Origin of the sequence: Nonomuraea typhae, from assembly GCF_009760925.1 — a bacterium.
GTDB lineage: Bacteria > Actinomycetota > Actinomycetes > Streptosporangiales > Streptosporangiaceae > Nonomuraea > Nonomuraea typhae.
Genome location: NZ_VRLV01000001.1, coordinates 176,902 through 201,440, shown reverse-complemented (window position 1 = coordinate 201,440; position 24,539 = coordinate 176,902). Strand labels below are relative to the sequence as shown.

Here is a 24,539-nt window from a genome sequence, read left to right as displayed (position 1 = left end):
CGTTCCTTAACGAATGATGTAGATGGTCGCGAAAAGACCAATCCAGACGACGTCAACGAAGTGCCAGTAGTAGGACACGACGATCGCGCTGGTGGCCTGCTCATGCGTGAAGCGCTTCGCGGCGTACGTGCGTCCCAGCATGAACAGGAACGCGATCAGGCCACCGGTCACGTGCAGGCCGTGGAAGCCCGTCGTCAGGTAGAACACCGAGGTGTAGGCGTTCGCCGACAGGGTCGCGCCCTCGCTCGCCAGCTCGTTGTACTCGTAGAGCTGACCGGCCACGAAGACCGCGCCCATGAGGAAGCTGACGAAGTACCAGAATCGGAGCTTGCCGACCTGGCCCTTTTCCGCGGCCCACACGCCGAGCTGGCACGTCACGGAGGACAGCACCAGGATGATCGTGTTGACCGTTGCGAACGGGATGTTCAGGTGAGCTTCCGCCTCCGTGCCCGCAGGCTGGAGGGACGGGCCCCATTCGAAGCCGTCACCGATGCTCACCGACCGGATGGTGAAGTACATCGCGAACAGCGCCGCGAAGAACATGAGCTCAGAGGACAGCCACACGATCGTCCCCACGCTGACCAGGTTGGGTCTGCGCGACGAATGTGCTGTCGTCGTCGAAGTTATTGCGGATGCTGTCGCCACGGGCAGCATTATTGCGGTTCCTGTGGTCGGTCCGGCGCACGACCCCCCGTTAGCAGGTACAAAGCCGCTGCCAACCTGGGATAATTGCCGCAAATCACGCGTCGGGCCCGGCGGCCTGGGATTCCGTCCGGGACCCCCGGTACCATCCACTTGACCCTACCTCTACGACCGATAGCGAGCGCAGCAGTGAGCACCACTGGCAGCACTGACGAGACCATGAAGGTGCTCGTCTACAGCGACGACGCAGGCACCCGGGACAAAGTACGGCAGGCCATCGGACGCCGTCCGGCCGCCGACGTCCCGTTCGTGGAGATCGTGGAGTGCGCCACCGAGCCCAAGGTGCACCAGTGGCTCGGCTCCGGCGAGATCGACGTGGCCGTCCTCGACGGCGAGACCCAGCCCGCGGGCGGCATGGGCGTCGCCCGCCAGGCCAAGGACGAGGTCTACGACTGCCCGCCCATCTGCCTGATCATCGCCCGCCGCGACGACCGCTGGCTGGCCGACTGGTCCAAGGCCGACGCCGTCGTGCCCCAGCCCATCGAGCCCATCGTGCTGGCCGACGCCGTGGCCGACCTGATGCGCCGCCGTTCCTCCTCCCGACTCAACGCGAAGTAGGTACCGACGATGGACTCCCGCACGACCTGGCCGGCCCTGCTGTCGGCCCTCCTCGCCGGTGAGAACCTCACCTCCGACGAGACCGCCTGGGCCATGCGGGAGATCATGTCGGGTGCGGCGACGCCCGCCCAGATCGCCGGCTTCGCCATCGCGCTGCGCGCCAAGGGCGAGACGGTGGCCGAGGTCGTGGGGCTGTCCCGCACCATGCTCGACCTGGCCACGCCGCTGAAGGTGGACGGTCCCGTGGTGGACGTGGTGGGCACCGGCGGCGACCGCGCCCACACCGTGAACGTCTCGACGATGGCCGCCATCGTCGCCGCCGCGGCGGGCGCGAAGGTGGTCAAGCACGGCAACCGGGCCGCGTCCTCGTCCTGCGGCGCCGCGGACGTCCTGGAACACCTGGGCATCCGCCTCGACCTCACCCCGGAACAGACCGCGTCGGTGGCCGGGGACGCCGGGATCGCCTTCTGCTTCGCCCCGGTCTACCACCCCGCCCTGCGCTTCGCCGGCCCGCCCCGCAAGGAGCTCGGCGTCCCCACGGTCTTCAACTTCCTCGGCCCGCTGACCAACCCCGCCCGCCCCACGGCGCAGGCGATCGGCGTCTACGACCCCAAGATGCTGCCCGTCCTGGCCGGCGTCTTCGCCGAGCGCGGCGTCTCGGCCCTGGTCTTCCGCGGCGACGACGGCCTGGACGAGCTGACCATCGCCACCACCTCCACGGTCTGGGTGGTCCGCGACGGCGCCGCCACCCAGACGGCCTTCGACCCGGCGGTCCTCGGCATCCCGCGCGCGGAGGCGGGCGCCCTGCGGGGCGGTGACGTCGCCTTCAACGCCCAGGCCGTGCACGACCTGGTCCGCGGCAAGACGGGCCCCGTGCGCGACGCCGTCCTCCTGAACACCGCCGCCGCCCTGGTCGCCCTGGACGGCCCGGCCGACGACCTCGACTCCGCCATGATCGACGGCTACGCCCGCGCCGTCCAGGCCGTCGACTCCGGCCGCGCCGCCGCCACCCTGGACCGCTGGATCGAAGTCAGCCGCTCCCACCGCCCCGCGTAGGGACACACGGCTCAGCGGCCTCCTGGCCGCTCTCCTGGCCGTCCGCGTGGGCGGAGGCCGGGGAGGGGACGTGCCGCAGGAGGCGGGCGATCAGGACGGCCGTGAGGGCCAAGGCCGCCGCGGCCACCCCGGCGACCGTGTTCAGGCTCGTGGTGAACGCGCCCCTGGCGGTCTCCATCAGAGCCTGCCCGGCGGGCCCGGTCAGGTCGGCGGCCGTGGCCAGGGCGCCGGCCGGCGTGTCCCTGGACGACGCCTCCTCGGCCGGGGTCAGACCGGCCGGGAGGGACAGCGCGCCCCGGTAGAGGGCGGCGCCCAGGCTGCCCAGGAGGGCGATGCCCAGCGCGAAGCCGAGTTCGCCGCTGGTCTCGGTCAGCGCGGCGGCGGAGCCGGCCCGCTCGGGCGGGGCGGCGCCCACCACCAGGTCGGTGCTCAGGGTCACCAGAGGCCCGGCGCCCAGGTTGATCAGGGCCCAGCCGGTCGTGAGCAGGACGGGGCCGGAGGTGGTGTCCACCTGGGTGATGAGGAGGAGACCGGTGACGGAGACGGCCAGGCCGTACCCGATGAGGTAGGCGGGGCGGATGCGGCGGGCCAGGAGCGGCGAGACCAGGAAGCTGACGCCGCTGGCGGCCACGGCGGGGAGCATCCACAGACCGGCCGCCCACGGGGACAGGTTCTCCACGAGTTGCAGGTGCTGGGTCAGGAACAGCATCAGGGCGCCCATGAGCAGGGTGCCGGTCATCATGGCGCCCAGGGCGGTGTTGAAGGCGCGGCCGGCGAACAGGTTCAGGTCGAGCATCGGGTGGGCGAGAGTGCGCTGGCGGCGGACGAACAGCCAGGCCATGGCCAGGCCGAGCAGCATGGCGGCGATCGGCGTCGCACCCACGCCGTCCTTGGCGATCTCCTTCAGGCCGTAGACCAGCGGGAGGATGGCGGCCAGCGACAGGGCCACGCTGGTCAGGTCCAGGCGGCCGGGGACCGGCGCGCGGTACTCCGGCAGCAGCATCGGGCCGAGCACCAGGAGCAGGAGCATCGCGGGGACGCCCAGGAGGAAGGCCGCGCCCCACCAGAAGTGTTCGAGCATCGCGCCGCCGGCGATCGGCCCCAGGGCGGCGCCGCCCATGAAGAAGGCGAGCCAGATGCCGATGGCCAGCCCGCGCTGGCGGGCGTCGGTGAACATGTTGCTGATCAGCGCCAGGGTCGAGGGCGCCAGCGTCGCCCCGGCCAGGCCCAGGAGCGCCCGGGCGGCGATCAGCATGCCGGGGCTGGTGGAGTAGGCCGCGGCCACCGAGGCCAGGCCGAAGCCGGCGGCGCCGATGAGCAGGAGCCTGCGGCGCCCGATCCGGTCGCCCAGGGTGCCCATGGTCACCATGAAGCCGGCCAGCACGAAGCCGTAGATGTCGGTGATCCACAGTTGCTGCGTGCTGGTGGCTCCCAGGTCCGCCGCCAGATGGGGCAGGGCCAGCAGCATCACGAACACGTCGATCGAGACCAGTAGCGAGGTCAGGGCCAGCACGGCCAGCCCGATCCATTCGCGGCGTCCCGCCTGCGCTGTCATGGCGCGTCCTTCCGTCGTCTCCTGCGAGGTCACGGGAGAGTCGGAGCCGGACGCGGCTGCTCTACATCGCCGGCGCGGACATCACATCAGATCGGTACGGCCGGCCTTGACGGAACTCCACTTGAGCCACTGCTTCCAGTCCTCCTGCCAGTGCCCCCACCCGTTGGTGGGGTCCAGCGGCCGGGGCGAGCCGGTGATGATGATCGGATCGCCGATGAGGGTGTTGCTGATGAACCAGGAGGCGTTGGCGGGGCTGATGTTCACGCACCCGTGGCTGACGTTGGCATACCCCTGGGATCCGACGGACCAGGGCGCGCTGTGCACGTACTCCCCGCTGCTGGAGATCCGGACGGTGTTGTAGACGACCTTGCGGTAGTAGCCGGCCTGACCGGGCCCGATCCCGGGCGAGATCATGACGGTGACCGGCTCGCGGGACATGGCCAGGTGGATGCCGGAGGTCGTGTAGTACTTCCAGGCGCCGCCCTGGCCCGCGCTCATGGGGATGTTGCGGATCCGCTTGCCGTCCCGGCGGACGGTCAGGTAGTGGGTGTCGGTGCTGCCCTTGGTGATCTGCTCCCGGCCGATCTTGAAGTCGAGCGTGTAGTCGCGCTTGCCGTACATGCCGGGTCCGCCCTGCACGCCGGCCAGGCGCGCCTCGACGCGGACCTTGGTGTGCGCGGGCCAGTACGTCTTGGGCCGGAAGTCCACGTGGCGGTCGTCGAACCAGTGCCAGGCGCCTTCGACGGGCTTGCTGGCCTGGACCGACAGGTTGCGCTCGACGGCGACCCGGTCGACGATGTCGCGGTCGAAGGCGATCATGATGGGCATGCCGACGCCCACGGTGAGGCCGGTGTCGTTCTTGTTGGGGGTGAGGGTCTCGACGTCGAAGGTCTTGGTGGCCTTGACAGTGGAGAACGTGCTGGTGGTCTGCTTGCCGTCGGCGCCGGTGGCGGTGACGGTGTAGGTGGTGCCGGGGCGGGCGGTGCGGGTGCTGCGCCAGCGGGTGCCGTCGGCGCTGAGCATGCCGGGCAGCGTGGCGCCGGAGGCGGTGGCCGTGACGCTCTTCAGGGTGGCGCCGTTGTGCGCGGCGACGATCACGGCCTGGTCGGTGGCGATGCCGGCGGCGTTGTGCGCGGGGAGGATCGAGATCGTCTTCGGGCCTGGCCCGGCGGCGGCCTGGCCCGCGGTGTCCCCGTCCGCCGCGTTGCCCGCCGAGCACGCGGTCGCCAGTGCGAGGGCCAGCCCAGCCGATGCAGTCGTTACGTGCCCCACGACAACTCCCTTACGGTGATCGCTCCGCTCACGTCCCGTTACTACCCTCAGTGAGCGATTCGCCACGTAAGGCACATGGTAAAAAACGGCAAAACGGGTGCCCTCCCCCGGAAAGGAGGAGGGCACCCGAAAGTGACGACTCAGTGCGAGAAGTTGCCCCGGTAGTACTGGAACACGAACCCGATCATCGCCATGATCACCATGAACAGGCCGATCAGGAACATCCAGAAGCCGATCGCGAACCCGGCGAAGGCGAAGGCCGCCGCCAGGCACAGGAACAGCGGCCACCAGCTGCTCGGGCTGAAGAAGCCGATCTCGCCGGCGCCCTCGTGGATCTCACCCTGCTTGTTGTCCTCCGGCTGGTCGCCGATGCGGCGCGCCGTGAACATCAGGTAGTAGCCGATCATGAAGGCGAAGCCGACCGAGATGGCCATGGCCGTGGTGCCGACCGGCTCGCCGTGCCCGGTCGCCGCCTTGGTCCAGAACCAGTAGGCGACGTCCACGCCCGCGAAGAACAGGCCGCAGAGCAGGAACAGCCAACCCTGAACCTTCATCAGACCTCAACCTCCTGCTTGGCCGAAACGTGCGGGTAGTGCAGGTCGAAGGCCGGGCGCTCGGAGCGGATGCGCGGCAGCGAGGTGAAGTTGTGCCGCGGCGGCGGGCAGGAGGTCGCCCACTCCAGCGAGCCGCCGTAGCCCCACGGGTCGTCCACGGTGACCTTGGGCGCGCTGCGCGCGGTCTTCCAGACGTTGTAGAAGAACGGCAGCACCGAGATGCCGAGGATGAAGGCGCCGACCGACGAGATCATGTTCAGGTCGGTGAAGCCGTCGGCCGGGCTGTAGTCGGCGTAACGGCGCGGGAAGCCGAGCACGCCCAGCCAGTGCTGGACCAGGAAGGTCGTGTGGAAGCCGATGAACAGCAGCCAGAACTGCAGCTTGCCCAGCTTGTCGTCGAGCATCTTGCCGGTGAACTTGGGCCACCAGAAGTAGAACCCGGCGAACATCGCGAACACCACGGTGCCGAAGACCACGTAGTGGAAGTGGGCGACGACGAAGTAGGTGTCGGAGATGTGGAAGTCCAGCGGCGGCGAGGCCAGGATGACGCCGGTCAGGCCGCCCAGCAGGAAGGTCACGAGGAAGCCGACCGAGTAGAGCATCGGCGACTCGAACGACAGGTGGCCCCGCCACATCGTGCCGATCCAGTTGAAGAACTTCACGCCCGTCGGCACCGCGATGAGGAACGTCATGAACGAGAAGAACGGCAGCAGGACCTGCCCGGTCGGGAACATGTGGTGCGCCCAGACCGTGATCGACAGACCGGCGATGGAGATGGTCGCCGCGACCAGCGAGATGTAACCGAAGATCGGCTTGCGGCTGAAGACCGGCAGGATCTCGGTGACGATGCCGAAGAACGGCAGCGCGATGATGTACACCTCGGGGTGGCCGAAGAACCAGAACAGGTGCTGCCAGAGCAGCGCGCCGCCGGTCTCGGAGGCGAAGATGTGGGTGCCGAGCTTGCGGTCGGCCTCGAGGGCCAGCAGTGCGGCGGCCAGCACCGGGAAGGCCATCAGCACGAGCATGCTGGTGAGCAGGACGTTCCAGGTGAAGATCGGCATCCGGAACATCGTCATGCCCGGAGCGCGCATGCAGATGATCGTGGTGATGAAGTTCACCGAGCCGAGGATCGTGCCCAGGCCGGACAGGGCCAGGCCCATGATCCACAGGTCACCGCCGAGGCCGGGCGAACTGATCGCGTTCGACAGCGGCGTGTAGGCGAACCAGCCGAAGCTGGCCGCGCCGTTGGGGGTGAAGAAGCCCGACACGGCGATGATGCTGCCGAACAGGTAGAGCCAGTAGCTCACCATGTTCAGGCGCGGGAAGGCCACGTCGGGGGCGCCGATCTGCAGCGGCATGAGCTCGTTGGCGAAGCCGGCGAACAGCGGCGTCGCGAACATCAGCAGCATGATCGTGCCGTGCATGGTGAACAGCTGGTTGAACTGCTCGTTCGAGGTGAACTGCAGGCCCGGCTGCGCCAGCTCGGCGCGCATGACCAGCGCCATCACGCCGCCGATCAGGAAGAACGCGAACGACGTGATGAGGTACAGGTGACCGATGATCTTGTGGTCGGTCGAGGAGAGCCACTTCGCGACGATCCGCCCCTTGGGAGTCGGACGCGCCGTAACGGTGGTCGGGTGGTGCGTGGCGGTCACTGAGTCCTCCGGAGCTGGTCCGCGAAGTACGTGTCGAACTCAGCCTGTGGAACGAGCTTCACCGAGAACAGCATGCGGCTGTGGTCAACGCCGCACAGCTCCGCGCAGCGACCGGCGTAAACGCCGGGCTTGTCCAGCGTCTTGATCTCGAACGTGCGGCCGGGGTTGCCTTCCTTGATGCCCGGGATGACGTCCCGCTTGAACAGGAACTCCGGCACCCAGAAGGAGTGGATGACATCCGGCGAGGACAGGTCGAACTGCACCGTCTTGCCGACGGGCAGCACGAGCTGCGGGCCCTGGCGGTAGTCGCCGACCGGCTGGCCCACGACCGGGAAGGGCATCTTCTTGCCACCGGTCTCGGTGGTGAAGCGCCAGCTCCACTGGAATGCCTCGACCTTGACCTTGACGTCGGGATTGGCCGACATCTTCTCCAGCGCCTGGCTGTCACGCGCGGTGTAGAAGAAGAACACCGAGACCATGACGAGCGGAACGAGCGTGTAGAAGATCTCGATCGGCAAGTTGTAGCGCACCTGCGGCGGCAGCTCGGCCGCCTTGTTCCGCTTGCGGTGGAAGATGCATGCCCAGATGATCAGGCCAAGGACCACGGCGCCGGTGGCGAGAGCGGCGATCCAGGCGCCGTTCCAGAGGCTCTGGACAATGCCGCCCTGCTCGGTGACATGCTCAGGAAGCAGTCCACGAGACCAGTCGGCCTCGGGCACATCATTCGCACACGCCGTAGCGGAGGCCAGCAGCAACGCCAAAGCGGCGGCGCGCGGCACTCTGCCCCGGGCCAACGAACGCCGCGTCGAACGGCGAGTCGGACTCACGGATCGCCTACCCCACAGATGAAGCCCAGAAGTCACTTCTGGGCGCTCGTATTTCCAAATGCACAGCTGATTGCAGACACAGTAGCGTGGAAGGGCCTCGCCCTCCCGCCCGCCCCCTCGATGGCGCGCCGGGAGTGGGACGATAAGTCGCGTGGCGTACTTCGACGCGGCTTCCACGGAGCCGCTGCACCCCCAGGCACGCGAGGCGTATCTGGCGGCCCTCGACGTCGGCTGGGCCGACCCGGCGCGGCTCTACAACCAGGCCCGCCGCGCGCATCTGCTGCTCGAGCAGGCACGCACGGAGGTGGCCGAGGCGCTCGGCGCGCGGCCGGATGAGGTGTCGTTCACCTCGTCCGGGACGCAGGCCGTGCATCTGGGCGTGCTCGGCACCCTACACGGGCGGCGCAGGGCCGGACGCCGTCTGGTGACCGGCGCGGTCGAGCACTCCAGCGTGCTGCACGCCGCCGGCCTGCACGAACGCGACGGCGGCACGGTGGAGACGGTCGGCGTCGGGCTGAGCGGCCGCGTCGATCTGGCCGCCTTCACCGAGGCGGTCGCCCGCGAGGGTACGGCTGCCGCCTGCCTGCAGACGGCCAACCACGAGGTCGGCACCCTCCAGCCGGTGGCCGAGGCGGCGGCGGCCTGCCGGGAGCACGGGGTCCCGCTGCTGGTGGACGCGGCCCAGAGCGCGGGGCGGCTGCCGATCCCGGAGGGCTGGTCGGTGCTCATGGCCAGCGCGCACAAGTGGGGCGGCCCGGCCGGGGTGGGCGTGCTGGCGGTGCGCAAGGGCAGCAGGTTCCGCTCGTTCCTGCCGGAGGACGAGCGCGAGCGCCGCCGGGTGCCGGGGTTCGAGAACGTGCCGGCCATCGTGGCGGCCGCCGCGGCGCTGCGGGCGATGACCGCCGAGGCGGCCCAGGAGCGGTCCCGGCTCTCCGCGCTCGTGGACAAGATCAGGGAGACCGTACCGAAGATCGTTCCCGATGTGGAGGTGATCGGGGATCCCGTTGACCGGATTCCGCATGTCGTGACGTTCTCGTGCATGTACGTTGACGGGGAGGCGCTGCTCACCGAGCTGGACAAGGCGGGATTCGCGGTATCGTCCGGCAGCTCGTGCACCGCGAGTACGCTTCGACCATCGCATGTTTTGGAGGCGATGGGCGTGCTGACGCACGGGAACGTCAGGGTCTCGCTGCCCCGGGGCGCTTCCGCTGCCGACGTGGACAGGTTCCTGGAGATCCTGCCCGAGACGGTGCGCCGCATCCGCCGGGACGCAGGAGTGGCATGACCGAGGTGACCCAGCCGGCACTGACCATCGACGCACTGGGGAAGAAGTGCCCGATCCCGATCATCATGCTCGCCGAGCAGATCAACTACGTCCCGCTGAACGCGGTGGTGGCGGTGCTGGCCGACGATCCGGCGGCCTACACCGACGTGCCCGCCTGGTGCCGGCTGAAGTCCCATCCGCACGTGGGGACGTACGAACTGCCGCAGGGCGGCTGGGCCATCCACGTGCGGCGCAATTACTGACCTGGGATATTGGGTAGGAACGTCCCCGGAATGTCATCTCATTTCGGGGGAAACGATGACTGCTGGACATCCGCACGAGACCGCCCGTGACCTGATGAACCCGGGCGTGGAGTGCATCGCCGCCCACGAGACCCTGGACCGCGCGGCCCAGATGATGCGCGACCTGGGCGTGGGGGCACTGCCGATCTGCGGCTCCGACGACCGGCTCAAGGGCATCATCACCGACCGCGACATCGTCACCAAGTGCGTGGCCGCCGGCCACGACCCCGCCCGGGTCACCGCCGGGGATCTGGCGACCGGGCTCGTCTGGGTGCCCGCCGACGCCACGGTCGAGGAGGCGCTGGCCCGCATGGAGGAGAACCAGATCCGCCGCCTGCCGGTGATCGAGAACCACCGCATCATCGGCATGATCAGCGAGGCGGATCTGGCCAAGCACCTGCCGGACGACCAGCTGGCCACGTTCGTGCACCGCATCTACGCGGGGGGCTAACGGTCACGCGGGGACCTGGCGGGCCTGGCCGCAGGTCCCCCGGACGGCGGTCAGGCGTAGTGGCAGCGGATGCGCTCGGCGATGTCGGCGACGGCCTCCTGGCCGTAGGCGGCGGCGAAGCGCTCCAGGAAGGTCTTCTGGCCGAGCTCGTACTCCTGGCCGCCGACGCGCTCGAGCACGTGGGTGGCGGTCAGGTTGCCGATCTGCCCGCACCGCTCCAGGGGCAGGTCCCAGGCCAGGCCGGACAGGAAGCCGGCGCGGAAGGCGTCGCCGACGCCCGTCGGGTCGGCCTTGCCGCGCTCGGGGGCGGGGGCGACCTGGATGGACGGCTCGCCCTTGCGGTCGATGACCGCGCCCTTGGGGCCGAGCGTGGTGACGCGCACACCGACGCGGTCGAGGATCTCCTCGTCCGACCAGCCGGTCTTCTGCTCGATCAGGCCCTTCTCGTAGTCGTTGGAGAAGAGGTAGGCGGCGCCGTCGACGAGCGAGCGGATCTGCTCGTCGGCCATGCGGGCCAGCTGCTGGGAGATGTCGGCGGCGAAGGGGATGCCGCGCTGGCGGCACTCGTCGGTGTGCCTGAGCATGGCGTCGGGGTCGTTCGGGCTGATCAGCACGAGGTCGAGACCGCCCACCCGCGCGACGGCGGGCTGCAGCTCGATGTTCCGCGCCTCGGCCATGGCGCCGGTGTAGAACGAGGCGATCTGGTTGTGGTGCTCATCCGTGGTGCACAGGAACCTGGCGGTGTGGTGAGCCTCCGAGACGTGCACGGACTCACAGTCGACGCCGTGCCGCTCGAGCCAGGAGCGGTAGTCGGCGAAGTCGGAGCCGACCGCGCCGATCAGGATGGGATTGAGTCCCAGACAGCCCATGCCGAAGGCGATGTTGGCCGCGCAACCTCCCCGCCGGATCTGCAGGTCGTCGACCAGGAACGAGAGTGACACCCGGTCCAGTTGCTCGGCGATGAGCTGGTCCCCGAAGCTTCCGGGGAACGTCATCAGATGGTCTGTCGCGATGGAGCCGGTGACGGCGATGCGCACGGGATTCTTCTTCCTCGTTGTCTGCAAGCCAAGTTGAGCTTCACGAGGATATGCGAAGGCCACGTTCACACCAAGGTGAACGCGGCCTCCCGCGCTCCGGCGCAAATGCCGGCCGGATATGACCATGGGCCCCGGCGCCTTTCCGGGCTCCGGGGCGGATTCTTTGTGGACGCCCTCTTAGTTGAAGGAGTCGCCACAGGCGCAGGAGCCGGTGGCGTTCGGGTTGTCGATGGTGAAGCCCTGCTTCTCAATGGTGTCGACGAAGTCGATCGTGGCGCCCATGAGGTACGGAGCGCTCATCCGATCCGTCACCACGCCAACCCCACTGAAGTCGGTCACAACGTCGCCGTCCATCGAGCGGTCGTCGAAGAAGAGCTGGTAGCGCAGGCCGGAACAGCCACCGGGCTGTACGGCAACGCGAAGCTGCAGACCTTCCTCGCCCTGCTGCTCGAGCAGGCCCTTGACCTTGGCGGCGGCCGCGTCCGTCAGGATCAGGCCCTGCGTCGTGGTCTCGCTGCTCTCAACCGTCATGTGCGAACTCCCGCGGTCTGTTTCTGACTTCCTACTAAGACGCTATCAACACCGGCCGGACTCTACGCATTCCCGGTTCCACGACCCGGGACAAACCGCCGCAGGCCGTATGCCATGATGAGTATCGTCACTTCGACGATAAGGGGCTTGGACATGACCACCACCCAGCTGTTCATCCTCGGCAGGGGCGCCGACGCGGGGAGCGAGCGCGGCGTCGACTGTCCCGGCGAGCTTCCCCCGGCCTCCGACCCTCACCTTGTCGAGCGGGCCCGCAAGGCCAAGGAGGCCCTGGGCGAGCGGGTGTTCGTCCTCGGCCACCACTACCAGCGGGACGAGGTCATCCAGTTCGCCGACGTGACCGGCGACTCCTTCAAGCTCGCCCAGCAGGCCGCCGCCCGGCCCGAGGCCGAGTTCATCGTCTTCTGCGGCGTGCACTTCATGGCCGAGTCGGCCGACATCCTGACCTCGCCGTCGCAGCGGGTCGTGCTGCCCGACCTGGCCGCGGGCTGCTCGATGGCGGACATGGCCACGTTCGACCAGGTCGAGGAGTGCTGGGAGGCGCTGGAGGACGCGGGCCTGGCCGGCGATGTGATCCCTGTCACATACATGAACTCCAGCGCCGACATCAAGGCGTTCTGCGGACGGCACGGCGGCGTGGTGTGCACCTCCTCCAACGCCAGGCGGGCGCTGGAGTGGGCCTTCGCGCAGGGCAAGCAGGTGTTGTTCCTGCCCGACCAGCACCTGGGCCGCAACACCGCGGTGCTGGAGATGGGCATGTCGCTGGAGGACTGCGTGGTGTGGAACCCGCACCGGCCCAACGACATGAGCAAGGTCGCCGAGGCGAGAATGATCCTGTGGAAGGGCCACTGCTCGGTGCACGGGCGCTTCACCCCCGAGGCGGTGGACGACGTGCGCGAGCGCATCCCGGGCGTCAACGTGCTGGTGCACCCGGAGTGCCGGCACGAGGTGGTGCTGAAGGCCGACCACGTCGGCTCGACCGAGCACATCATCAAGACGCTCCAGGCCGCCCCGGCCGGCTCCAGCTGGGCCGTCGGCACCGAGCTGAACCTGGTCAAGCGGCTGGGCTGGATGTTCCCCGACAAGAACGTCTCGTTCCTGGACAAGACGGTCTGCTACTGCTCGACGATGAACCGGATCGACCTGCCGCACCTGGTGTGGGCGCTGGAGTCGCTGGCGCTCGGCGAGACGGTCAACCAGATCACCGTCGACCCGGACACCGCCCACTGGGCCAAGGTCGCGCTCGACCGCATGCTGGCCCTGCCGTAAGACCGATCAGGCGCCGAAGGAGTAGACGACCCGGACGGCCACCGAGACGCTCTGCTCGCCGGGGCTGATCGAGGACTGCTCGGCGGCCGCCGCGGCCATCATCATCGGCCGCGGCGGCCCCTCGACCTCCTCGGTGATGGCCACGACCTGGCCGAGCGGGCGGCCGGACAGCCGCGCGTACTGCTCGGCCTTGCCCCTGGCGTCGTGGAAGGCCCGGTCGCGGGCGTCCCTGAGCGCCTTGACCGGGTCGGAGATCTCGAAGCTCACGCCGTTGAGCCTGGCCTCCTCACCGATCGAGGCCACGAGGTCGATGATCCGATCGGCCTGGGAGAGGTCGCGGATCACCGCCTCGACGCCCTGGGCGGCGCGGTAGGCGGAGACCTTCGGATAGTTCTCGTACTCGGGACCCAGCGACAGCTCGCTGGTGCGCAGGTCCTTGGCGGCGATGCCCGCCTCCGCCAGCGTGCGGGTGAGCCGGACCGCGGCGGCGCGGGCTCCGGCGAACGCCTCTCCCGCGCCCGCCTTGCGCACCTCGACGCCGGCGTTGAGCCGCATCACGTCGGGCACGGCCGAGACCACGCCCTGACCGACCACGGTGATCTGCTGGCTGGCCGTGTCCACGTCTACCCCCTCGGGAGCCGAGTCCATGATCCCGGGCCAGACTACCCCAGCGGACGCCGCTCCCCCATGGGCCGCGTCAGCGGGAACAGCAGCGTCTGCCTGATGGGCGCGCCGGTCAGCACCATGACCAGCCGGTCCACGCCGAGACCGAGCCCACCGGTCGGCGGCATGGCGTACTCCAGCGCGCCCAGGAACTCCTCGTCCAGCTCCATCGCCTCGGGGTCGCCCCCGGCGGCCAGCAGCGACTGCTCGGCCAGGCGGCGGCGCTGCTCGATCGGGTCGGCCAGTTCGGAGTAGGCGGTGCCGAGCTCGGCCCCGAAGGCGACCAGGTCCCAGCGCTCGGCCAGGCGGGGGTCGTCGCGGTGCGGGCGGGCCAGCGGCGAGACGTCGGCGGGGAAGCCGACGTAGAAGACCGGGGCGGTGGTGCGCGCCTCGACCAGCCGCTCGTACAGCTCCAGCACCAGCTCGCCGCGCCGCCACGTGGGGTGGTACGGCACGCCGAGGCGGTCACAGAGCTTGCGCAGCTCCCGCGGCCCGGTGTCGGCGGTGACCGGCTCGCCGGCCGCCGCGGAGATGGCCTCGTTGACCGGCACGACCGGCCATTGTCCCGAAATATCAACTCCTTGCACGACGTGTCCCCCGAGCGCGGCTTCCGCGGCCTCCTGGATCAGCGATCGCGCCAGCTCCAGCATGTCGTGGTAATCGGCATACGCCTGGTATGCCTCCAGCATCGTGAACTCCGGGTTGTGCTTGTGCGAGACGCCCTCGTTGCGGAAGGTCCGGCCCAGCTCGAAGACCCGCTCCACGCCGCCCACGCACAGCCGCTTGAGATACAGCTCCGGCGCGATCCGCAGGTACAGGTCGAGATCGTAGGCGTTGATGTGCGTGCGGAACGGGCGGGCGGCGGCCCCTCCGTGGACCGGCTGCAGGATCGGGGTCTCCACCTCCAGGAAGCCCCGCCGTACCAGGCCGTCGCGCAGCGCGTGGACCGCGGCGGCGCGCACCCGCAGCATCTCCCGCGCGGCGTCGGAGGTGATCAGGTCCAGGTGGCGGCGGCGCACGCGGGCCTCGGGGTCGCTCAGCCCGCGGCGTTTGCCGGGCAGCGGGTGCAGGCACTTGCCGGTGAGGGTCCAGTCCTGCGCCAGGACCGAGATCTCGCCCTTGTCCGAGCGGGTGACCTCGCCGCGCACCCCGACGTGATCGCCCAGGTCCACCACCCGCCGCCAGTCCGCCAGCAGCCCGGGATCGGTGATCATGACCTGCCGTTCCCCCGCCCAGTCGCGCAGCGTGGCGAACAGGATGCCGCCGTGGTCGCGCACGAGCATGACCCGGCCCGCCACCGCCACCCGCTCGCCGGTCCGGGCCGCCTGCGCCGTCGTGTGCGTGCGCGGGAAGCCCGCCGGGTACGGCTCGGCCACCAGCGCCAGCTTGCCCGCGCGGACCTCGTCCTGCTCCCGGCGGCGCGTGGGCACGGGCTCGGCCGGGGCCGCGACCGGAGCGGGAAGGGCCACCGGGGCCCTGCCCTCGCCGCGGCTCAGCAGCGTGGGCAGGCTGGGCCCGGCCAGGAACCCTTCGGCGATCGCCGAGGCCAGGCCGACCTTGGGCAGGTCGCGGGTGTCGGCGTAGGCCAGGAAGCGCGGCACCCACTCGGGCCGGTACTTCACGTTGGAGCGGTAGAGCGACTCCAGCTGCCACCAGCGCGAGAAGAACAGCAGCAACCGGCGCCAGGCCCGCAGCACCGGCCCGGCGCCGATCCTGGCGCCCTCCTCGAAGGCGGCGCGGAAGACGGCGAAGTTGAGCGAGACGCGCTCGACGCCGATGCCGGGCGCCCGCTCGGCCAGGCCGGCGACCATGAACTCCATGAGCCCGTTGTCGGCGTCCCGGTCGCGGCGCATGAGGTCGAGGGAGAGCCCGCGCTCGCCCCAGGGCACGAACGACAGGATCGCCGCCTCGTCGCCGTCTGCGCTCAGCGCCTCGACGAGCACGCAGCGGCCGTCGGCCGGGTCGCCGAGGCGGCCGAGCGCCATGGAGAAGCCGCGCTCGGTCTCGGTGTCGCGCCAGGCGTCGGCTCTGGCGATGACGCTGCGCATCTCCTCCGGGGACAGCTCGGCATGACGGCGCACGCGCAAGGTGTATCCGGCGCGGCGGACACGGTTGACCGCCTGCCGTACGCCGCGCATCTCGCGGCCCTCGAGGGTGAAGGCGGCGACGTGCAGCACGGCCTCGTCGCCGAGCTGCAGGACCTTGAGCCCGGCGCGGGCGTAGGCGCGGGCGCCCTCCTCGCCGGCGCCGATGGCGGCGGGGGTCCAGCCGTACTCCTCGGCCTGCCGCCGCCAGCGGGCGATGGCCGGCTCCCAGGCTTCGGCGTCGCCGATCGGGTCGCCGCCCGCGAGGCTGACGCCGGCGACGACCCGGTAGGAGACGGCGCTCTTGCCGCTGGGCGAGAAGATCGCGGCCCGGTCGCGGCGGGTGGCGAAGTAGCCGAGCGAGTCGCGCTCGCCGTGGGCGGCCAGCAGCTCGCGGATCCCGGCCTCGTCCCCGGGCAGGAGTTCGGCGATGGCCCGCTGCGAGCGGAACAGCACGGTGAACGCCCACAGCAGCGCGACGGCGCTGAGCAGGCCGATGACGAAGGCCACCCAGGCGGGGCCGTACCCCCGGCGGTCGAAGTCGAGGATGAGCGCGCCGCCGAGCGCCTTCTCGATCACCCACTGCAGCCGGTCGGAGGCGCGCAGCGTGCCGGGGAAGGCCATGATGAGCGCGTAGCCGACGCCGACGGAGACCAGCAGCCCGGCCAGCAGGGTCAGCAGCGCCTTGCGGACGGCGGCGCGCTGCGTCCTGGCGAAGAACTCCTTGCGCGCGGCCACCAGCAGCCCGAGCATGACCACCGTGAAGCCGAGGTTGGCCAGCACCACCCACAGCGGCTCGTCACCCTCCTCGGGCAGCTCCCACACCACCACCCCGTACAGAGCCAGCCCCAGCAGCGTGATGCCCAGGAAGAGGAGCAGCAGCCGGTAGGCGATCCGCTTGCGCCGCGCGACGGCCCCGGCCAGCAGCGCGAGGAAGACGGCGTAGGCCAGGTTGGGCTCGGCGGGGAAGACGAAGTCGGTGAACGCCTGGGTGAGGGGGCGCAGCAGGACGCGCAGCGGCCGGACGAGCGCGATGAGCGCGCAATAGGCGGCCAGGGCGGCGAGGATCCCCGCCAGGACCCTCGGCATCCACCCCAGCCTCGACCTCATTGTCCGGACATACCCGGCTACTCTCCGTTAAATGGCCTGGTGATGGCCTCGGGAGCGTCAAGCTGAACCTGATGTCCCGCCTTGGGCAGCCGCACGTGGTCCGCGCCGAGCGAGCGGGCCAGCCGCTCCTGGCATCCGTCGGTACGGCCGGCCGTGATGACCAGCGTCGGCACGGGCGGATAGGGATGCTCGCGCCGAATCTCCTCCAGGTCGGCGGCCATGTCGCGAAAGGCCAGCCACTCCCCCGCGGCGGCCGCCAGCACCCTGCCCTCCCGGTAGACGCCCGCGGGGTCGCCGCCGCCACCGGCCAGCCGGTGGGCCAGCGGGCCGACGCACCGGGCCAGCGCCGCCGCCGCCCACGTCCCGCCGAACGCCGGCAGCCAGCGGCCCAGCGCCCGGCCCGGCCCCGAGGTGCCACGGCCCGGCCTCTCCCGGCAGCTCGGGTCCACCAGCACCACCCGCGAGACGCGCAGCGGGTGCAGGCGGGCGAACGCCTCGGCGTGCCAGGCGGCCACCGAATGGGCGATCACCGCGACCTTCTCCGGGTGCGAGGGCGCCAGCGCGGCCAGGCGGGCGGCTTCGCCGTACAGCGTGGGCGGCTCCGGCGCGGCGGGGCTGCGGCCGAGTCCGGGGCGGTCGAAGCGGATCACCCGGTGCGCGGGGGCCAGGCCGGCGGCGACGGCGTCCCAGTGGAACCAGGCGCCGCCCATGCCGGCGGCCACCAGGACGGCGGGGCCACGGCCGTCCTCGACCACGTGCGGGCGGGCGTGTCCGGGCTCGTCCTGGGGGGCGGCCAGCAGGCGGGCGGCCACGTAGACGAGCCAGAGCGCGATCACGGCGACCTGGGCGCGCTGGGCCACGCCGACGAGGTGACCGGCGGCGGCCGCCACCAGCGTGAGCACGGTGGCCAGCGTGTAGGCCCCGGCCAGGAACCTGGCGGTGCGGGTGCGCCAGGCCCTGGCCAGCAGCAGCATCGCGACCAGGGAGGCGGCCGAGGCCAGCGCGCTGGTGTAGGTGTGCAGGTGGTGGGCGAGGGTGTGCGGGGCCCGTTCGCAGGCCGGGCTGCTGATGAGCGCGCAGTCCAGCGGGACGGCGCTGTCGGCCGCCGTGAGCAGCCCGAACGCCGCCATGGCCAGCCAGCCCGGCCATTCGGCGCGTACCCGGGGGGCCAGCGCCACGCCCAGCACGCAGGCCAGCCCCGCCAGCGCGTCGGCGGCCCGGAACAACGCCGACCACGACTGGTCGCGGGCGGCCAGCTCGCTCAGGTAGCCCTCGGTGCGATCCACGGCCGGGTTGGCGAACTGGCCGGGCACCCAGGCGCTGTACAGCACGGCCGCCACGATGAACGCGCAGGCCGACACCACGATCAATCGACGCTCCACGTGATCATTAGATCACTGTGGGTGATATCGCTCAGAGCCCGGGGGCGCCCCAGACGGGGAACCAGCGCGACAGGTCCTCCTCCAGCGGCAGCTCACCGGCCAGCACGCCCCTGGCCTGCAGCTCCAGCGCGTTGTCGCGCCGCTCGCCGGGCAGCGGGGCGAAGGGGTAGAAGGTGCCGCGCTTGTACAGGTAGATCACGGCCAGGCGGCGCCCGCCGGGGCCGTCGAACGACACCAGCGAGCACAGCAGCGACGGGCCGAATCCGGCGCCCTCCAGGGAGGAGTTCACCGCGTGCAGCTCGGTCACCAGGCCGGCGAGGTCCGAAGGCGCCCGCCGTACCAGCAGCCAGGTGTAGCCGTAGGCGTCGGCCGAGCGCTCGACCCGCTCGCCGAGCAGGGCCCGCACGTCGTTCTCCAGCGCGGCGAACGCGCTGCCCTCGGCGGCGCGGAAGCACACCGACCCCAGCCCGGTCGGCGCCAGGCCGGTCGCGGCCTGCAGCGTCACCGCGGCCGACGGCAGCGCGAACAGCGCGTCGAGGTTGGGCGTGACCGCTCTGGTCCTGCCGAGCAGGGCGTCCAGCCACCTCATCTTCCCAGCTCCGCGGAGATCTTCGCGAGGTTGTCCAGGCGCTTCTGCAGCGGCGGGTGGGTGGAGAACAGGTTCGCCAGCGTCTCTCCCCCGGTCAGGGCCGGGGCGAAGTAGAAGGCGTTGAACGGCTGGGCCTCGCGCAGGTCGCGGGTCGGGATCCTGGCGATCTCGCCGCTCACCTTGGTCAGCGCACTGGCCAGGGCGGAGGGCCGCTGGGTGAGCAGCGCTCCGGCGCGGTCGGCGGCCAGCTCCCGATAGCGGGACAGGGCGCGGGTCAGCAGGAAGCTGACCGCGTAGACGGCGACGGAGACCAGCAGGATGATCAGGCCGATGGGCAGGCCGCCCCGGTCGTCGCGGCGCCCGAGACCGGCGTAGAGCGCGAACCTGGTCATCAGACCGGCCAGGATGCCGAGGAACGAGGCGATCGTCATCACCGCCACGTCACGGTGGGCGACGTGCGACAGCTCGTGGGCCAGCACCCCTTCGAGCTCCTGGGGCTCCAGGCGGCGCAGGATGCCGGTCGTCACGCAGACGACGGACTTCTTCCGGTTGCGGCCGGTGGCGAAGGCGTTGGGCACGTCGGAGTCGGCGACGGCCACGCGGGGCTTCGGCATGTCGGCCATCGCGCACAGCCGGTCGATCATGCCGTGCAGCTCCGGCGCCTCCTGAGGGGAGACTTCCCGCCCGCCCATCGCGAACAACGCGATCCGGTCGGACAGGAAGTACTGCGCGAACAGCATGACACCGGCGATGAGCAGCACGGTCAGCGCCCTCACACCCAGCGCGATGAGGACGCCGACGAAGGCGACGTACAGCAACCCGAGCAGGAACATCGTCACGACCATGCGGCGGGTGAGGCCGCGGTCGGACGCGAACCGCGTGCGCACGGGCTACCCAGGAATCAGGCCCTGATCGCCCAGCATCTCCCGGACCTCCTCGATCGAGGCGTCCGCGGGGGGAAGGATCAGCTCTGACGGCTCAAGGCTGTCGTCGGGAAGCGTCTTGCCCACGTGACGCACCTTGTCGAGCAGGGCGTGCAGCTTGACCCGGAAGCTCGCCTCGTCGTCGGCCACGATCGCCGACTCCAGCTCGCTGTCGAGTTCGTTGAGCACGGCGATGTCGTCGGCGGAGATCTCCACCTGACCCTCGCCCATGATCCGGACGATCATGCGCCCTCCCCCTGCCGCGGGAACTGCTGCGTCTGCTGCTGAGGCTGGGGCTGCTGCTGGGGCTGCTGAGCCGGCTGCGGGGCCGACTGCTGCTGGCCCTGCTCGATCGAGGACTGCGGCGCCGGGCCCTGCCCGAGCTCGGCCTTCATGCGGGCCAGCTCCAGCTCGACGTCCATGCCGCCGCCCATGCGGTCGAGCTCGGCCTGGATGTCGTCGCCGCGGGTGCCGCTGAAGTCGTCGAGCGCGCCGCTGGCCAGCAACTCGTCGATGGCCCCCGCCCGAGCCTGCATCTGCGCGGTCTTGTCCTCGGCGCGCTGGATCGCCAGGCCGACGTCGCCCATCTCCTCGGAGATGCCGGAGAACGCCTCGTTGATGCGCGTCTGCGCCTCGGCGGCGGTGTAGGTGGCCTTGATCGTCTCCTTCTTCGTGCGGAAGGAGTCGACCTTGGCCTGCAGCCGCTGGGAGGCCGTGGTGAGCTTCTCCTCCTCGGCCTGCAGGTTGTCGTGCTGGATCCGCAGATCGGCAATCTGCGTCTGCAGGCCGGAGCGGCGGCTCAGCGCCTCGCGCGCGAGGTCCTCGCGGCCCACCGACAGCGCCTTGCGGCCCTGGTCCTCAAGCTTCCTGGCCTGCCCCTCCAGGCCGTTGATCTGCAGTTCGACCCGCTTGCGGGAAGTGGCGACGTCGGCCACGCCCCTGCGTACCTTCTGCAACAGCTCAAGCTGACGCTGGTACGAGTAGTCGAGGGTCTCGCGCGGATCCTCCATTTTGTCCAGGGCCTTGTTGGCCTTGGACTTGAAGATCATTGAAAGTCTCTTCATCACGCTCATGCGCGTCGGCCGTCCCCTTCTTAGGTCGTGCTGTTGGTCACCCACTGCAGCGCAGCCGCCTTGGGATTACCCTACGCATAACGCACGAGGGCGTCACTAAGTTGCAGTACAGGTAGGGTTGACGTTGTGTTGCGACGCCGTTCCCAAACCTCCGTGGATGACACCCCCGTCTCCACTGACGATCCTAAGGCCCAGCCCCAGGGTAAAGGTCGTCCCACTCCCAAGCGCCGGGATGCCGAAGGCAGACGGCGCCAGCCGGTCTCCGCGCCCAAGGATCGCAAAGAGGCCTACCGGCAGATGCGGGCCAAGCAGGCCGCCGAGCGCGATCGCGCCCGCAAGGGCATGCTGGCCGGCGACGAGAAGTACTACCCGGTCCGCGACCGGGGTCCCGCGCGCAAGTTCGCCCGCGACTGGGTCGACTCGCGCCGCCTGCCCAGCCAGTACTTCCTGCCGTTCTCGCTGCTCATCCTGCTGGCGACCTGGATCCCGTGGCCCGTGGGCACGCGTGAGCTGATCCTGTTCTGGGTGATGATGACGGGCTGGCCGGTCATGATGGTCGGCGTGCTCTTCACCTCCGTCTACGTCTCGTGGAAGGTGAAGAAGGAGGCGGCGGCCAAGTTCCCGGGCGAGAGCATGAAGGGCGTCGGGTTCTACGCGGCGATGCGGGCTTTGCAGATCCGCAAGCTGCGCTTCCCGCCCCCGCAGCTCCTGCCGGGCGGCAAGCCGGTTCCGCCCAAGAAGTAGGAGATCTTTCCGGGTACGGCGGCGCCGTCAGTACTCCAGGGGCCAGACGACCCGTCCGTCCTCTATGCCGACCTCGTCGGCTTCCATGGCGTCGGCGGTCTGCCGGAGCAGTTCCGTGAACGAGCCCGCGGTGACGGTGACGCCGGTGGTGATGCCGCCCAGTCTGAGGACCGTGGTGCCACCCGGGTTGGCCACGTCCATGCCGCCGTACTCGTCCCACTTGACCGGGATGAAGCCGGGCAGCCACCACGACTCCGGCTTGCGGCACAGCTCCCGCCAGGTGTCGCGGATCCCGCGGATGGACAGGTCGCCCGCCTGCAGGACGCCGGAGCCGTTGTGGCGCAGCAGTGAGGCGCGCAGGCCGTCGGGGAAGTCCATGCCCATCTGCGACTCGGCGATCGCGATCGTGCGCGCCCTGCCCGGGCCGGGCAGCTCCCGGTAGGACACCGGGGCGTTGGCCTTGAGCCAGCGCTCGATCCGGCGCCACTGCCTGGCGACCCGGCGTTCGACGGCCGGGTCGATCGGCCGGATCCGCACGGGCCGCCTGACAGGGGTGCAGGTGGCCTGGGCGCCGAGCCTGCCGGGCTTCGGGGCGGGTTCGGCGGAGGTGCGGGCGAGGGAGAGCTCGGTGGCCGAGAGGAGTTCGGGCGCGGCCGTGGGCGGCGGCGTGGCGGACCCCTCGGGCACCTCGGGCACCTCGGGCGGCGTCGGCTGCTGCTGCTCGTACCGCGCCGTCCAGCCCCACGCCGCCTCTTCCGCCGTCTCCTGGGGCGGGATCAGCGCCACGACCATCGTCACCGCCACGACCGCGGCGATGACCGCCCAGGCCAGCCACATGCCCGTCTTCGGCCCGGCCGATTCCACCGGCGCCAGGGCGGGAGGGGGAACCGGCTCCGGGATCCGGGTGCGGCGGCGCAGCCGTACACCGATCGCGACCAGGATCGCGGCCGTCAGCGCGACCCGCGCGAGCTTCAGCACGCCGGGCACCCTATCCCGAAACCGGGCCACCGGCAGACCTGCGGTCGGCGGGCCACCCAAGACCGCCTAAGGTCGGACGTATGGAATTCCGTCACCTCGGCCGCAGCGGTCTCCTCGTCAGTGAGATCAGCTACGGCAACTGGATCACCCACGGCTCTCAGGTCGAGGAGGACGCCGCCAAGCAGTGCGTGCAGGCGGCGCTCGACGAGGGCATCACGACCTTCGACACCGCTGACGTCTACGCGGGCACGAAGGCCGAGGAGGTGCTGGGCCGGGCGCTGAAGGGGGTGCGCCGGGAGTCCCTGGAGATCTTCACGAAGGTCTACTGGCCCACCGGCCCCGGGCGCAACGACCGCGGCCTGTCCCGCAAGCACGTCACCGAGTCCATCCACGGGTCGCTGCGCCGCCTGCAGACCGACTACGTCGACCTCTACCAGGCGCACCGCTTCGACTACGAGACGCCGCTGGAGGAGACGCTCAAGACGTTCGACGACCTGGTCCGCCAGGGCAAGGTCCTGTACGTGGGCGTCAGCGAGTGGACCGCCGGCCAGATCGCGCAGGCGCTGAAGATCGCCGACGAGATGGGCTTCGACCGGATCGTCTCCAACCAGCCGCAGTACTCCATGCTGTGGCGGGTGATCGAGGGCGAGGTCGTGCCGCTGAGCGAGAAGGAGGGCATCAGCCAGATCGTCTGGTCGCCGATCGCGCAGGGCGTCCTGACCGGCAAGTACCAGCCCGGCCAGCCGCCGCCCGCGGGCTCGCGCGCCACGTCCGAGGCCGGAGCCGGGTTCGTCTCGCGCTTCCTGGAGGACGAGGTCCTCACCCGCGTCCAGGACCTCAAGCCCATCGCCGCCGACCACGGCCTGACCATGGCCCAGCTCGCGGTCGCCTGGGTCCTGCAGAACCCGAACGTGGCCTCGGCCATCGTCGGCGCCACCCGGCCCGAGCAGGTGCGGGACAACGTCAAGGCGGCCGGCGTCAAGCTGGACGCCGACGTGCTGAGCCGCATCGACGACGTCCTCGGCCCCATCGTCGAGCGGGACCCGGCCAAGACGGTGAGCCCGGAGAAGCGGCCGTAGCCCGGTTCCCGCGCCCGGCAAAAACCCCTTGAGTCACTCAAGGGGTTTTTCGTTACTCGGCGCGCAATGACATTCCCGCGTATTCGACGCGGTCCTCCTCCAGCAAAGCCACCTGTTCCACACCGGCCTCGAGCAGCTCGCGGTAGTTTTCCCCGAGCCACGACTCGGCGTCTGCCTGGCTCGGAAAGACTTCTCTCGGCAAGGGGCGGTCCGTTACCTCGTTACCATTCGCATTCTCATAACGCCACCGCCATGTCATGCCATACGCTCCTTTTCCGCGGGTTCGCCGGTGCGCCTACCGACGGCAATGGAACCTTACTCCCCTCTTGGAGGAGGCTTTTCGATGCCGCGCAGAATGAGGGCCTTCCTCGCGGACGGCACGCCTTCGCCGCCCGGGTGGACCGTGTGGGAAAGCGACGGCACGGCCTGGCTGGCGGCGCGGCCCGACGACCCTGTTTCGGCTGGTGACCTCATCGGGTGGCGCTACGCCGCCGGGGCGGGAGAACCGCCCGGCCGGGGATGGATGACCTACGTCGAGCAGTGCGCCGGCCCCTCCGATTCTCTTCGGGAGGCGGCCGTGGTGATCGACTTCGGGGACGCGCAGCGCGGCGAGCGGCCGCCCGCGCCCGTGCGCGCCTGTGTGCGCGTCGACGAGGGGGCCACCGCCGCGCAGGTGCCGGCCAAGGTGGCCGAGGTGCGGACCGGCGCGCGGGGCGAGGTGGCGGCGGTGAACGGCTACCCGGCCGCGCCGCCGCCCGGCCCGCCCGTCCCCCTGCTGGCCGGTGGGGTGGCGGTGCTGATCCTGCTGGCAGCCGTGGTCCTCCTGGCCGTCCGGCGCCGTGCCTGACGCCTCGCTCGGGCGC

26 protein-coding genes are annotated in these 24,539 nt (G+C 70.4%); 9 read left to right on the top strand and 17 right to left on the bottom strand.

From position 1 onward, the window contains the following. Positions 1-6: 6 nt before the first annotated feature. A complete protein-coding gene (ctaE, locus tag FVE25_RS00960) occupies positions 7-654 on the bottom strand; it encodes an aa3-type cytochrome oxidase subunit III (protein WP_157244438.1) in 648 nt (215 codons plus the stop codon). A 207-nt stretch (positions 655-861) separates the two neighbouring features. Between ctaE and FVE25_RS00955 the strand changes: the two genes are divergently transcribed. Together FVE25_RS00955 and trpD are read left to right on the top strand one after the other, a co-directional pair. Further along, a complete protein-coding gene (locus tag FVE25_RS00955; RefSeq protein ID WP_181019465.1) occupies positions 862-1,260 on the top strand; it encodes a hypothetical protein in 399 nt (132 codons plus the stop codon). Positions 1,261-1,269: 9 nt separating this feature from the next. After that, complete coding sequence (trpD, locus tag FVE25_RS00950; RefSeq protein WP_157244436.1) at positions 1,270-2,316, top strand: anthranilate phosphoribosyltransferase; 1,047 nt, start codon at positions 1,270-1,272, stop codon at positions 2,314-2,316. Here trpD and FVE25_RS00945 read toward each other — a convergent pair. The 5 genes from FVE25_RS00945 to ctaC form a co-directional block, all read right to left on the bottom strand. Beyond that, complete coding sequence (locus tag FVE25_RS00945) at positions 2,291-3,871, bottom strand: MFS transporter (RefSeq protein WP_157244435.1); 1,581 nt, start codon at positions 3,869-3,871, stop codon at positions 2,291-2,293. The two genes, trpD and FVE25_RS00945, sit on opposite strands and share 26 nt — an antisense overlap. Positions 3,872-3,952: 81 nt before the next feature. Further along, the gene (locus FVE25_RS00940) at positions 3,953-5,143 is read right to left on the bottom strand and encodes a L,D-transpeptidase (RefSeq protein ID WP_157244434.1); all 1,191 of its coding nucleotides are present in this window, start codon (positions 5,141-5,143) and stop codon (positions 3,953-3,955) included. 140 nt (positions 5,144-5,283) lie between these two features. Then, complete coding sequence (locus tag FVE25_RS00935) at positions 5,284-5,697, bottom strand: cytochrome c oxidase subunit 4 (protein WP_157244433.1); 414 nt, start codon at positions 5,695-5,697, stop codon at positions 5,284-5,286. Beyond that, the gene (gene ctaD, locus FVE25_RS00930) at positions 5,697-7,352 is read right to left on the bottom strand and encodes an aa3-type cytochrome oxidase subunit I (protein ID WP_157244432.1); all 1,656 of its coding nucleotides are present in this window, start codon (positions 7,350-7,352) and stop codon (positions 5,697-5,699) included. The genes FVE25_RS00935 and ctaD overlap by 1 nt, the downstream gene beginning before the upstream one ends. Further along, a complete protein-coding gene (gene ctaC, locus FVE25_RS00925; protein WP_246266492.1) occupies positions 7,349-8,131 on the bottom strand; it encodes an aa3-type cytochrome oxidase subunit II in 783 nt (260 codons plus the stop codon). Before ctaC ends, ctaD begins: the two co-directional genes overlap by 4 nt. 199 nt (positions 8,132-8,330) lie before the next feature. Here ctaC and FVE25_RS00920 point away from each other — a divergent pair, with 199 nt between their 5' ends. The 3 genes from FVE25_RS00920 to FVE25_RS00910 are packed head-to-tail and all read left to right on the top strand — an operon-like array spanning position 8,331 to position 10,196. Next, positions 8,331-9,464, top strand: a complete 1,134-nt coding sequence (locus FVE25_RS00920) for a cysteine desulfurase family protein (RefSeq protein WP_157244430.1) — start codon at positions 8,331-8,333, stop codon at positions 9,462-9,464. Continuing rightward, complete coding sequence (locus FVE25_RS00915) at positions 9,461-9,706, top strand: sulfurtransferase TusA family protein (RefSeq protein WP_157244429.1); 246 nt, start codon at positions 9,461-9,463, stop codon at positions 9,704-9,706. The genes FVE25_RS00920 and FVE25_RS00915 overlap by 4 nt, the downstream gene beginning before the upstream one ends. 55 nt (positions 9,707-9,761) lie before the next feature. After that, positions 9,762-10,196 carry a CBS domain-containing protein gene (locus FVE25_RS00910; protein WP_157244428.1) on the top strand — a complete coding sequence of 145 codons (435 nt, stop codon included), beginning with the start codon at positions 9,762-9,764 and terminating at the stop codon, positions 10,194-10,196. Between the two features lie 50 nt (positions 10,197-10,246). Here the strand turns inward: FVE25_RS00910 and FVE25_RS00905 are convergent, their stop codons facing one another. Both FVE25_RS00905 and erpA read right to left on the bottom strand, forming a co-directional pair. Continuing rightward, complete coding sequence (locus FVE25_RS00905) at positions 10,247-11,233, bottom strand: carbohydrate kinase family protein (RefSeq protein ID WP_157244427.1); 987 nt, start codon at positions 11,231-11,233, stop codon at positions 10,247-10,249. Positions 11,234-11,410: 177 nt separating this feature from the next. After that, positions 11,411-11,764 (bottom strand): iron-sulfur cluster insertion protein ErpA, encoded by a 354-nt coding sequence (erpA, locus tag FVE25_RS00900; RefSeq protein ID WP_157244426.1) that lies wholly within the window; start codon positions 11,762-11,764, stop codon positions 11,411-11,413. A 153-nt stretch (positions 11,765-11,917) separates the two neighbouring features. On the opposite strand from erpA, the gene nadA reads away from it, so the two are divergent. Then, entirely contained in the window at positions 11,918-13,051 is a 1,134-nt protein-coding gene (nadA, locus tag FVE25_RS00895) for a quinolinate synthase NadA (RefSeq protein WP_157244425.1), read from the top strand. Between the two features lie 6 nt (positions 13,052-13,057). On the opposite strand, the gene FVE25_RS00890 is transcribed toward nadA, so the two are convergent. From FVE25_RS00890 to FVE25_RS00860, 7 genes are read right to left on the bottom strand one after another with little or no spacing between them, the layout of a single operon-like run. Next, on the bottom strand, positions 13,058-13,672 hold the full coding sequence (locus tag FVE25_RS00890; protein WP_246266490.1) for an SIMPL domain-containing protein: 615 nt from the start codon (positions 13,670-13,672) through the stop codon (positions 13,058-13,060). A gap of 41 nt (positions 13,673-13,713) precedes the next feature. Further along, positions 13,714-16,887 (bottom strand): bifunctional lysylphosphatidylglycerol synthetase/lysine--tRNA ligase LysX, encoded by a 3,174-nt coding sequence (gene lysX / locus FVE25_RS00885; RefSeq protein WP_246266488.1) that lies wholly within the window; start codon positions 16,885-16,887, stop codon positions 13,714-13,716. Positions 16,888-16,925: 38 nt separating this feature from the next. Next, positions 16,926-18,290, bottom strand: coding sequence for an alpha/beta fold hydrolase (locus tag FVE25_RS00880; RefSeq protein ID WP_157244422.1), 1,365 nt, complete (start codon positions 18,288-18,290; stop codon positions 16,926-16,928). Between the two features lie 31 nt (positions 18,291-18,321). After that, the gene (pspAB, locus tag FVE25_RS00875) at positions 18,322-18,879 is read right to left on the bottom strand and encodes a PspA-associated protein PspAB (RefSeq protein WP_157244421.1); all 558 of its coding nucleotides are present in this window, start codon (positions 18,877-18,879) and stop codon (positions 18,322-18,324) included. Next, the gene (gene htpX, locus FVE25_RS00870) at positions 18,876-19,766 is read right to left on the bottom strand and encodes a zinc metalloprotease HtpX (protein WP_157244420.1); all 891 of its coding nucleotides are present in this window, start codon (positions 19,764-19,766) and stop codon (positions 18,876-18,878) included. The genes pspAB and htpX overlap by 4 nt, the downstream gene beginning before the upstream one ends. 3 nt (positions 19,767-19,769) lie before the next feature. Further along, a complete protein-coding gene (gene pspAA, locus FVE25_RS00865; protein WP_157244419.1) occupies positions 19,770-20,048 on the bottom strand; it encodes a PspA-associated protein PspAA in 279 nt (92 codons plus the stop codon). Beyond that, positions 20,045-20,851, bottom strand: coding sequence for a PspA/IM30 family protein (locus FVE25_RS00860; protein ID WP_246266486.1), 807 nt, complete (start codon positions 20,849-20,851; stop codon positions 20,045-20,047). Before FVE25_RS00860 ends, pspAA begins: the two co-directional genes overlap by 4 nt. Positions 20,852-21,001: 150 nt before the next feature. Here FVE25_RS00860 and FVE25_RS00855 point away from each other — a divergent pair, with 150 nt between their 5' ends. Further along, entirely contained in the window at positions 21,002-21,619 is a 618-nt protein-coding gene (locus FVE25_RS00855; RefSeq protein ID WP_343046126.1) for a DUF3043 domain-containing protein, read from the top strand. Between the two features lie 27 nt (positions 21,620-21,646). Here the strand turns inward: FVE25_RS00855 and FVE25_RS00850 are convergent, their stop codons facing one another. Next, a complete protein-coding gene (locus FVE25_RS00850; RefSeq protein WP_157244417.1) occupies positions 21,647-22,597 on the bottom strand; it encodes an SMI1/KNR4 family protein in 951 nt (316 codons plus the stop codon). A gap of 80 nt (positions 22,598-22,677) precedes the next feature. Here FVE25_RS00850 and FVE25_RS00845 point away from each other — a divergent pair, with 80 nt between their 5' ends. After that, the gene (locus FVE25_RS00845; protein WP_157244416.1) at positions 22,678-23,676 is read left to right on the top strand and encodes an aldo/keto reductase family protein; all 999 of its coding nucleotides are present in this window, start codon (positions 22,678-22,680) and stop codon (positions 23,674-23,676) included. A gap of 52 nt (positions 23,677-23,728) precedes the next feature. On the opposite strand, the gene FVE25_RS00840 is transcribed toward FVE25_RS00845, so the two are convergent. After that, the gene (locus tag FVE25_RS00840) at positions 23,729-23,935 is read right to left on the bottom strand and encodes a hypothetical protein (RefSeq protein ID WP_157244415.1); all 207 of its coding nucleotides are present in this window, start codon (positions 23,933-23,935) and stop codon (positions 23,729-23,731) included. Between the two features lie 84 nt (positions 23,936-24,019). On the opposite strand from FVE25_RS00840, the gene FVE25_RS54880 reads away from it, so the two are divergent. Beyond that, positions 24,020-24,523: a GPS-CTERM domain-containing protein gene (locus tag FVE25_RS54880; protein ID WP_157244414.1), complete on the top strand. Its 504-nt coding sequence runs from the start codon at positions 24,020-24,022 to the stop codon at positions 24,521-24,523. Positions 24,524-24,539: the final 16 nt, after the last annotated feature.

What these genes read in the sequence shown, in the direction of transcription:
- ctaE (WP_157244438.1), bottom strand. Translation starts at nt 654, where the DNA reads ATGCTGCCCGTGGCGACAGCATCCGCAATAACTTCGACGACGACAGCA.
- FVE25_RS00955 (WP_181019465.1), top strand. Translation starts at nt 862, where the DNA reads ATGAAGGTGCTCGTCTACAGCGACGACGCAGGCACCCGGGACAAAGTA.
- trpD (WP_157244436.1), top strand. Translation starts at nt 1,270, where the DNA reads ATGGACTCCCGCACGACCTGGCCGGCCCTGCTGTCGGCCCTCCTCGCC.
- FVE25_RS00945 (WP_157244435.1), bottom strand. Translation starts at nt 3,871, where the DNA reads ATGACAGCGCAGGCGGGACGCCGCGAATGGATCGGGCTGGCCGTGCTG.
- FVE25_RS00935 (WP_157244433.1), bottom strand. Translation starts at nt 5,697, where the DNA reads ATGAAGGTTCAGGGTTGGCTGTTCCTGCTCTGCGGCCTGTTCTTCGCG.
- FVE25_RS00915 (WP_157244429.1), top strand. Translation starts at nt 9,461, where the DNA reads ATGACCGAGGTGACCCAGCCGGCACTGACCATCGACGCACTGGGGAAG.
- FVE25_RS00910 (WP_157244428.1), top strand. Translation starts at nt 9,762, where the DNA reads ATGACTGCTGGACATCCGCACGAGACCGCCCGTGACCTGATGAACCCG.
- erpA (WP_157244426.1), bottom strand. Translation starts at nt 11,764, where the DNA reads ATGACGGTTGAGAGCAGCGAGACCACGACGCAGGGCCTGATCCTGACG.
- nadA (WP_157244425.1), top strand. Translation starts at nt 11,918, where the DNA reads ATGACCACCACCCAGCTGTTCATCCTCGGCAGGGGCGCCGACGCGGGG.
- lysX (WP_246266488.1), bottom strand. Translation starts at nt 16,887, where the DNA reads ATGCCGAGGGTCCTGGCGGGGATCCTCGCCGCCCTGGCCGCCTATTGC.
- pspAB (WP_157244421.1), bottom strand. Translation starts at nt 18,879, where the DNA reads ATGAGGTGGCTGGACGCCCTGCTCGGCAGGACCAGAGCGGTCACGCCC.
- pspAA (WP_157244419.1), bottom strand. Translation starts at nt 20,048, where the DNA reads ATGATCGTCCGGATCATGGGCGAGGGTCAGGTGGAGATCTCCGCCGAC.
- FVE25_RS00860 (WP_246266486.1), bottom strand. Translation starts at nt 20,851, where the DNA reads ATGATCTTCAAGTCCAAGGCCAACAAGGCCCTGGACAAAATGGAGGAT.
- FVE25_RS00845 (WP_157244416.1), top strand. Translation starts at nt 22,678, where the DNA reads ATGGAATTCCGTCACCTCGGCCGCAGCGGTCTCCTCGTCAGTGAGATC.
- FVE25_RS00840 (WP_157244415.1), bottom strand. Translation starts at nt 23,935, where the DNA reads ATGACATGGCGGTGGCGTTATGAGAATGCGAATGGTAACGAGGTAACG.
- FVE25_RS54880 (WP_157244414.1), top strand. Translation starts at nt 24,020, where the DNA reads ATGCCGCGCAGAATGAGGGCCTTCCTCGCGGACGGCACGCCTTCGCCG.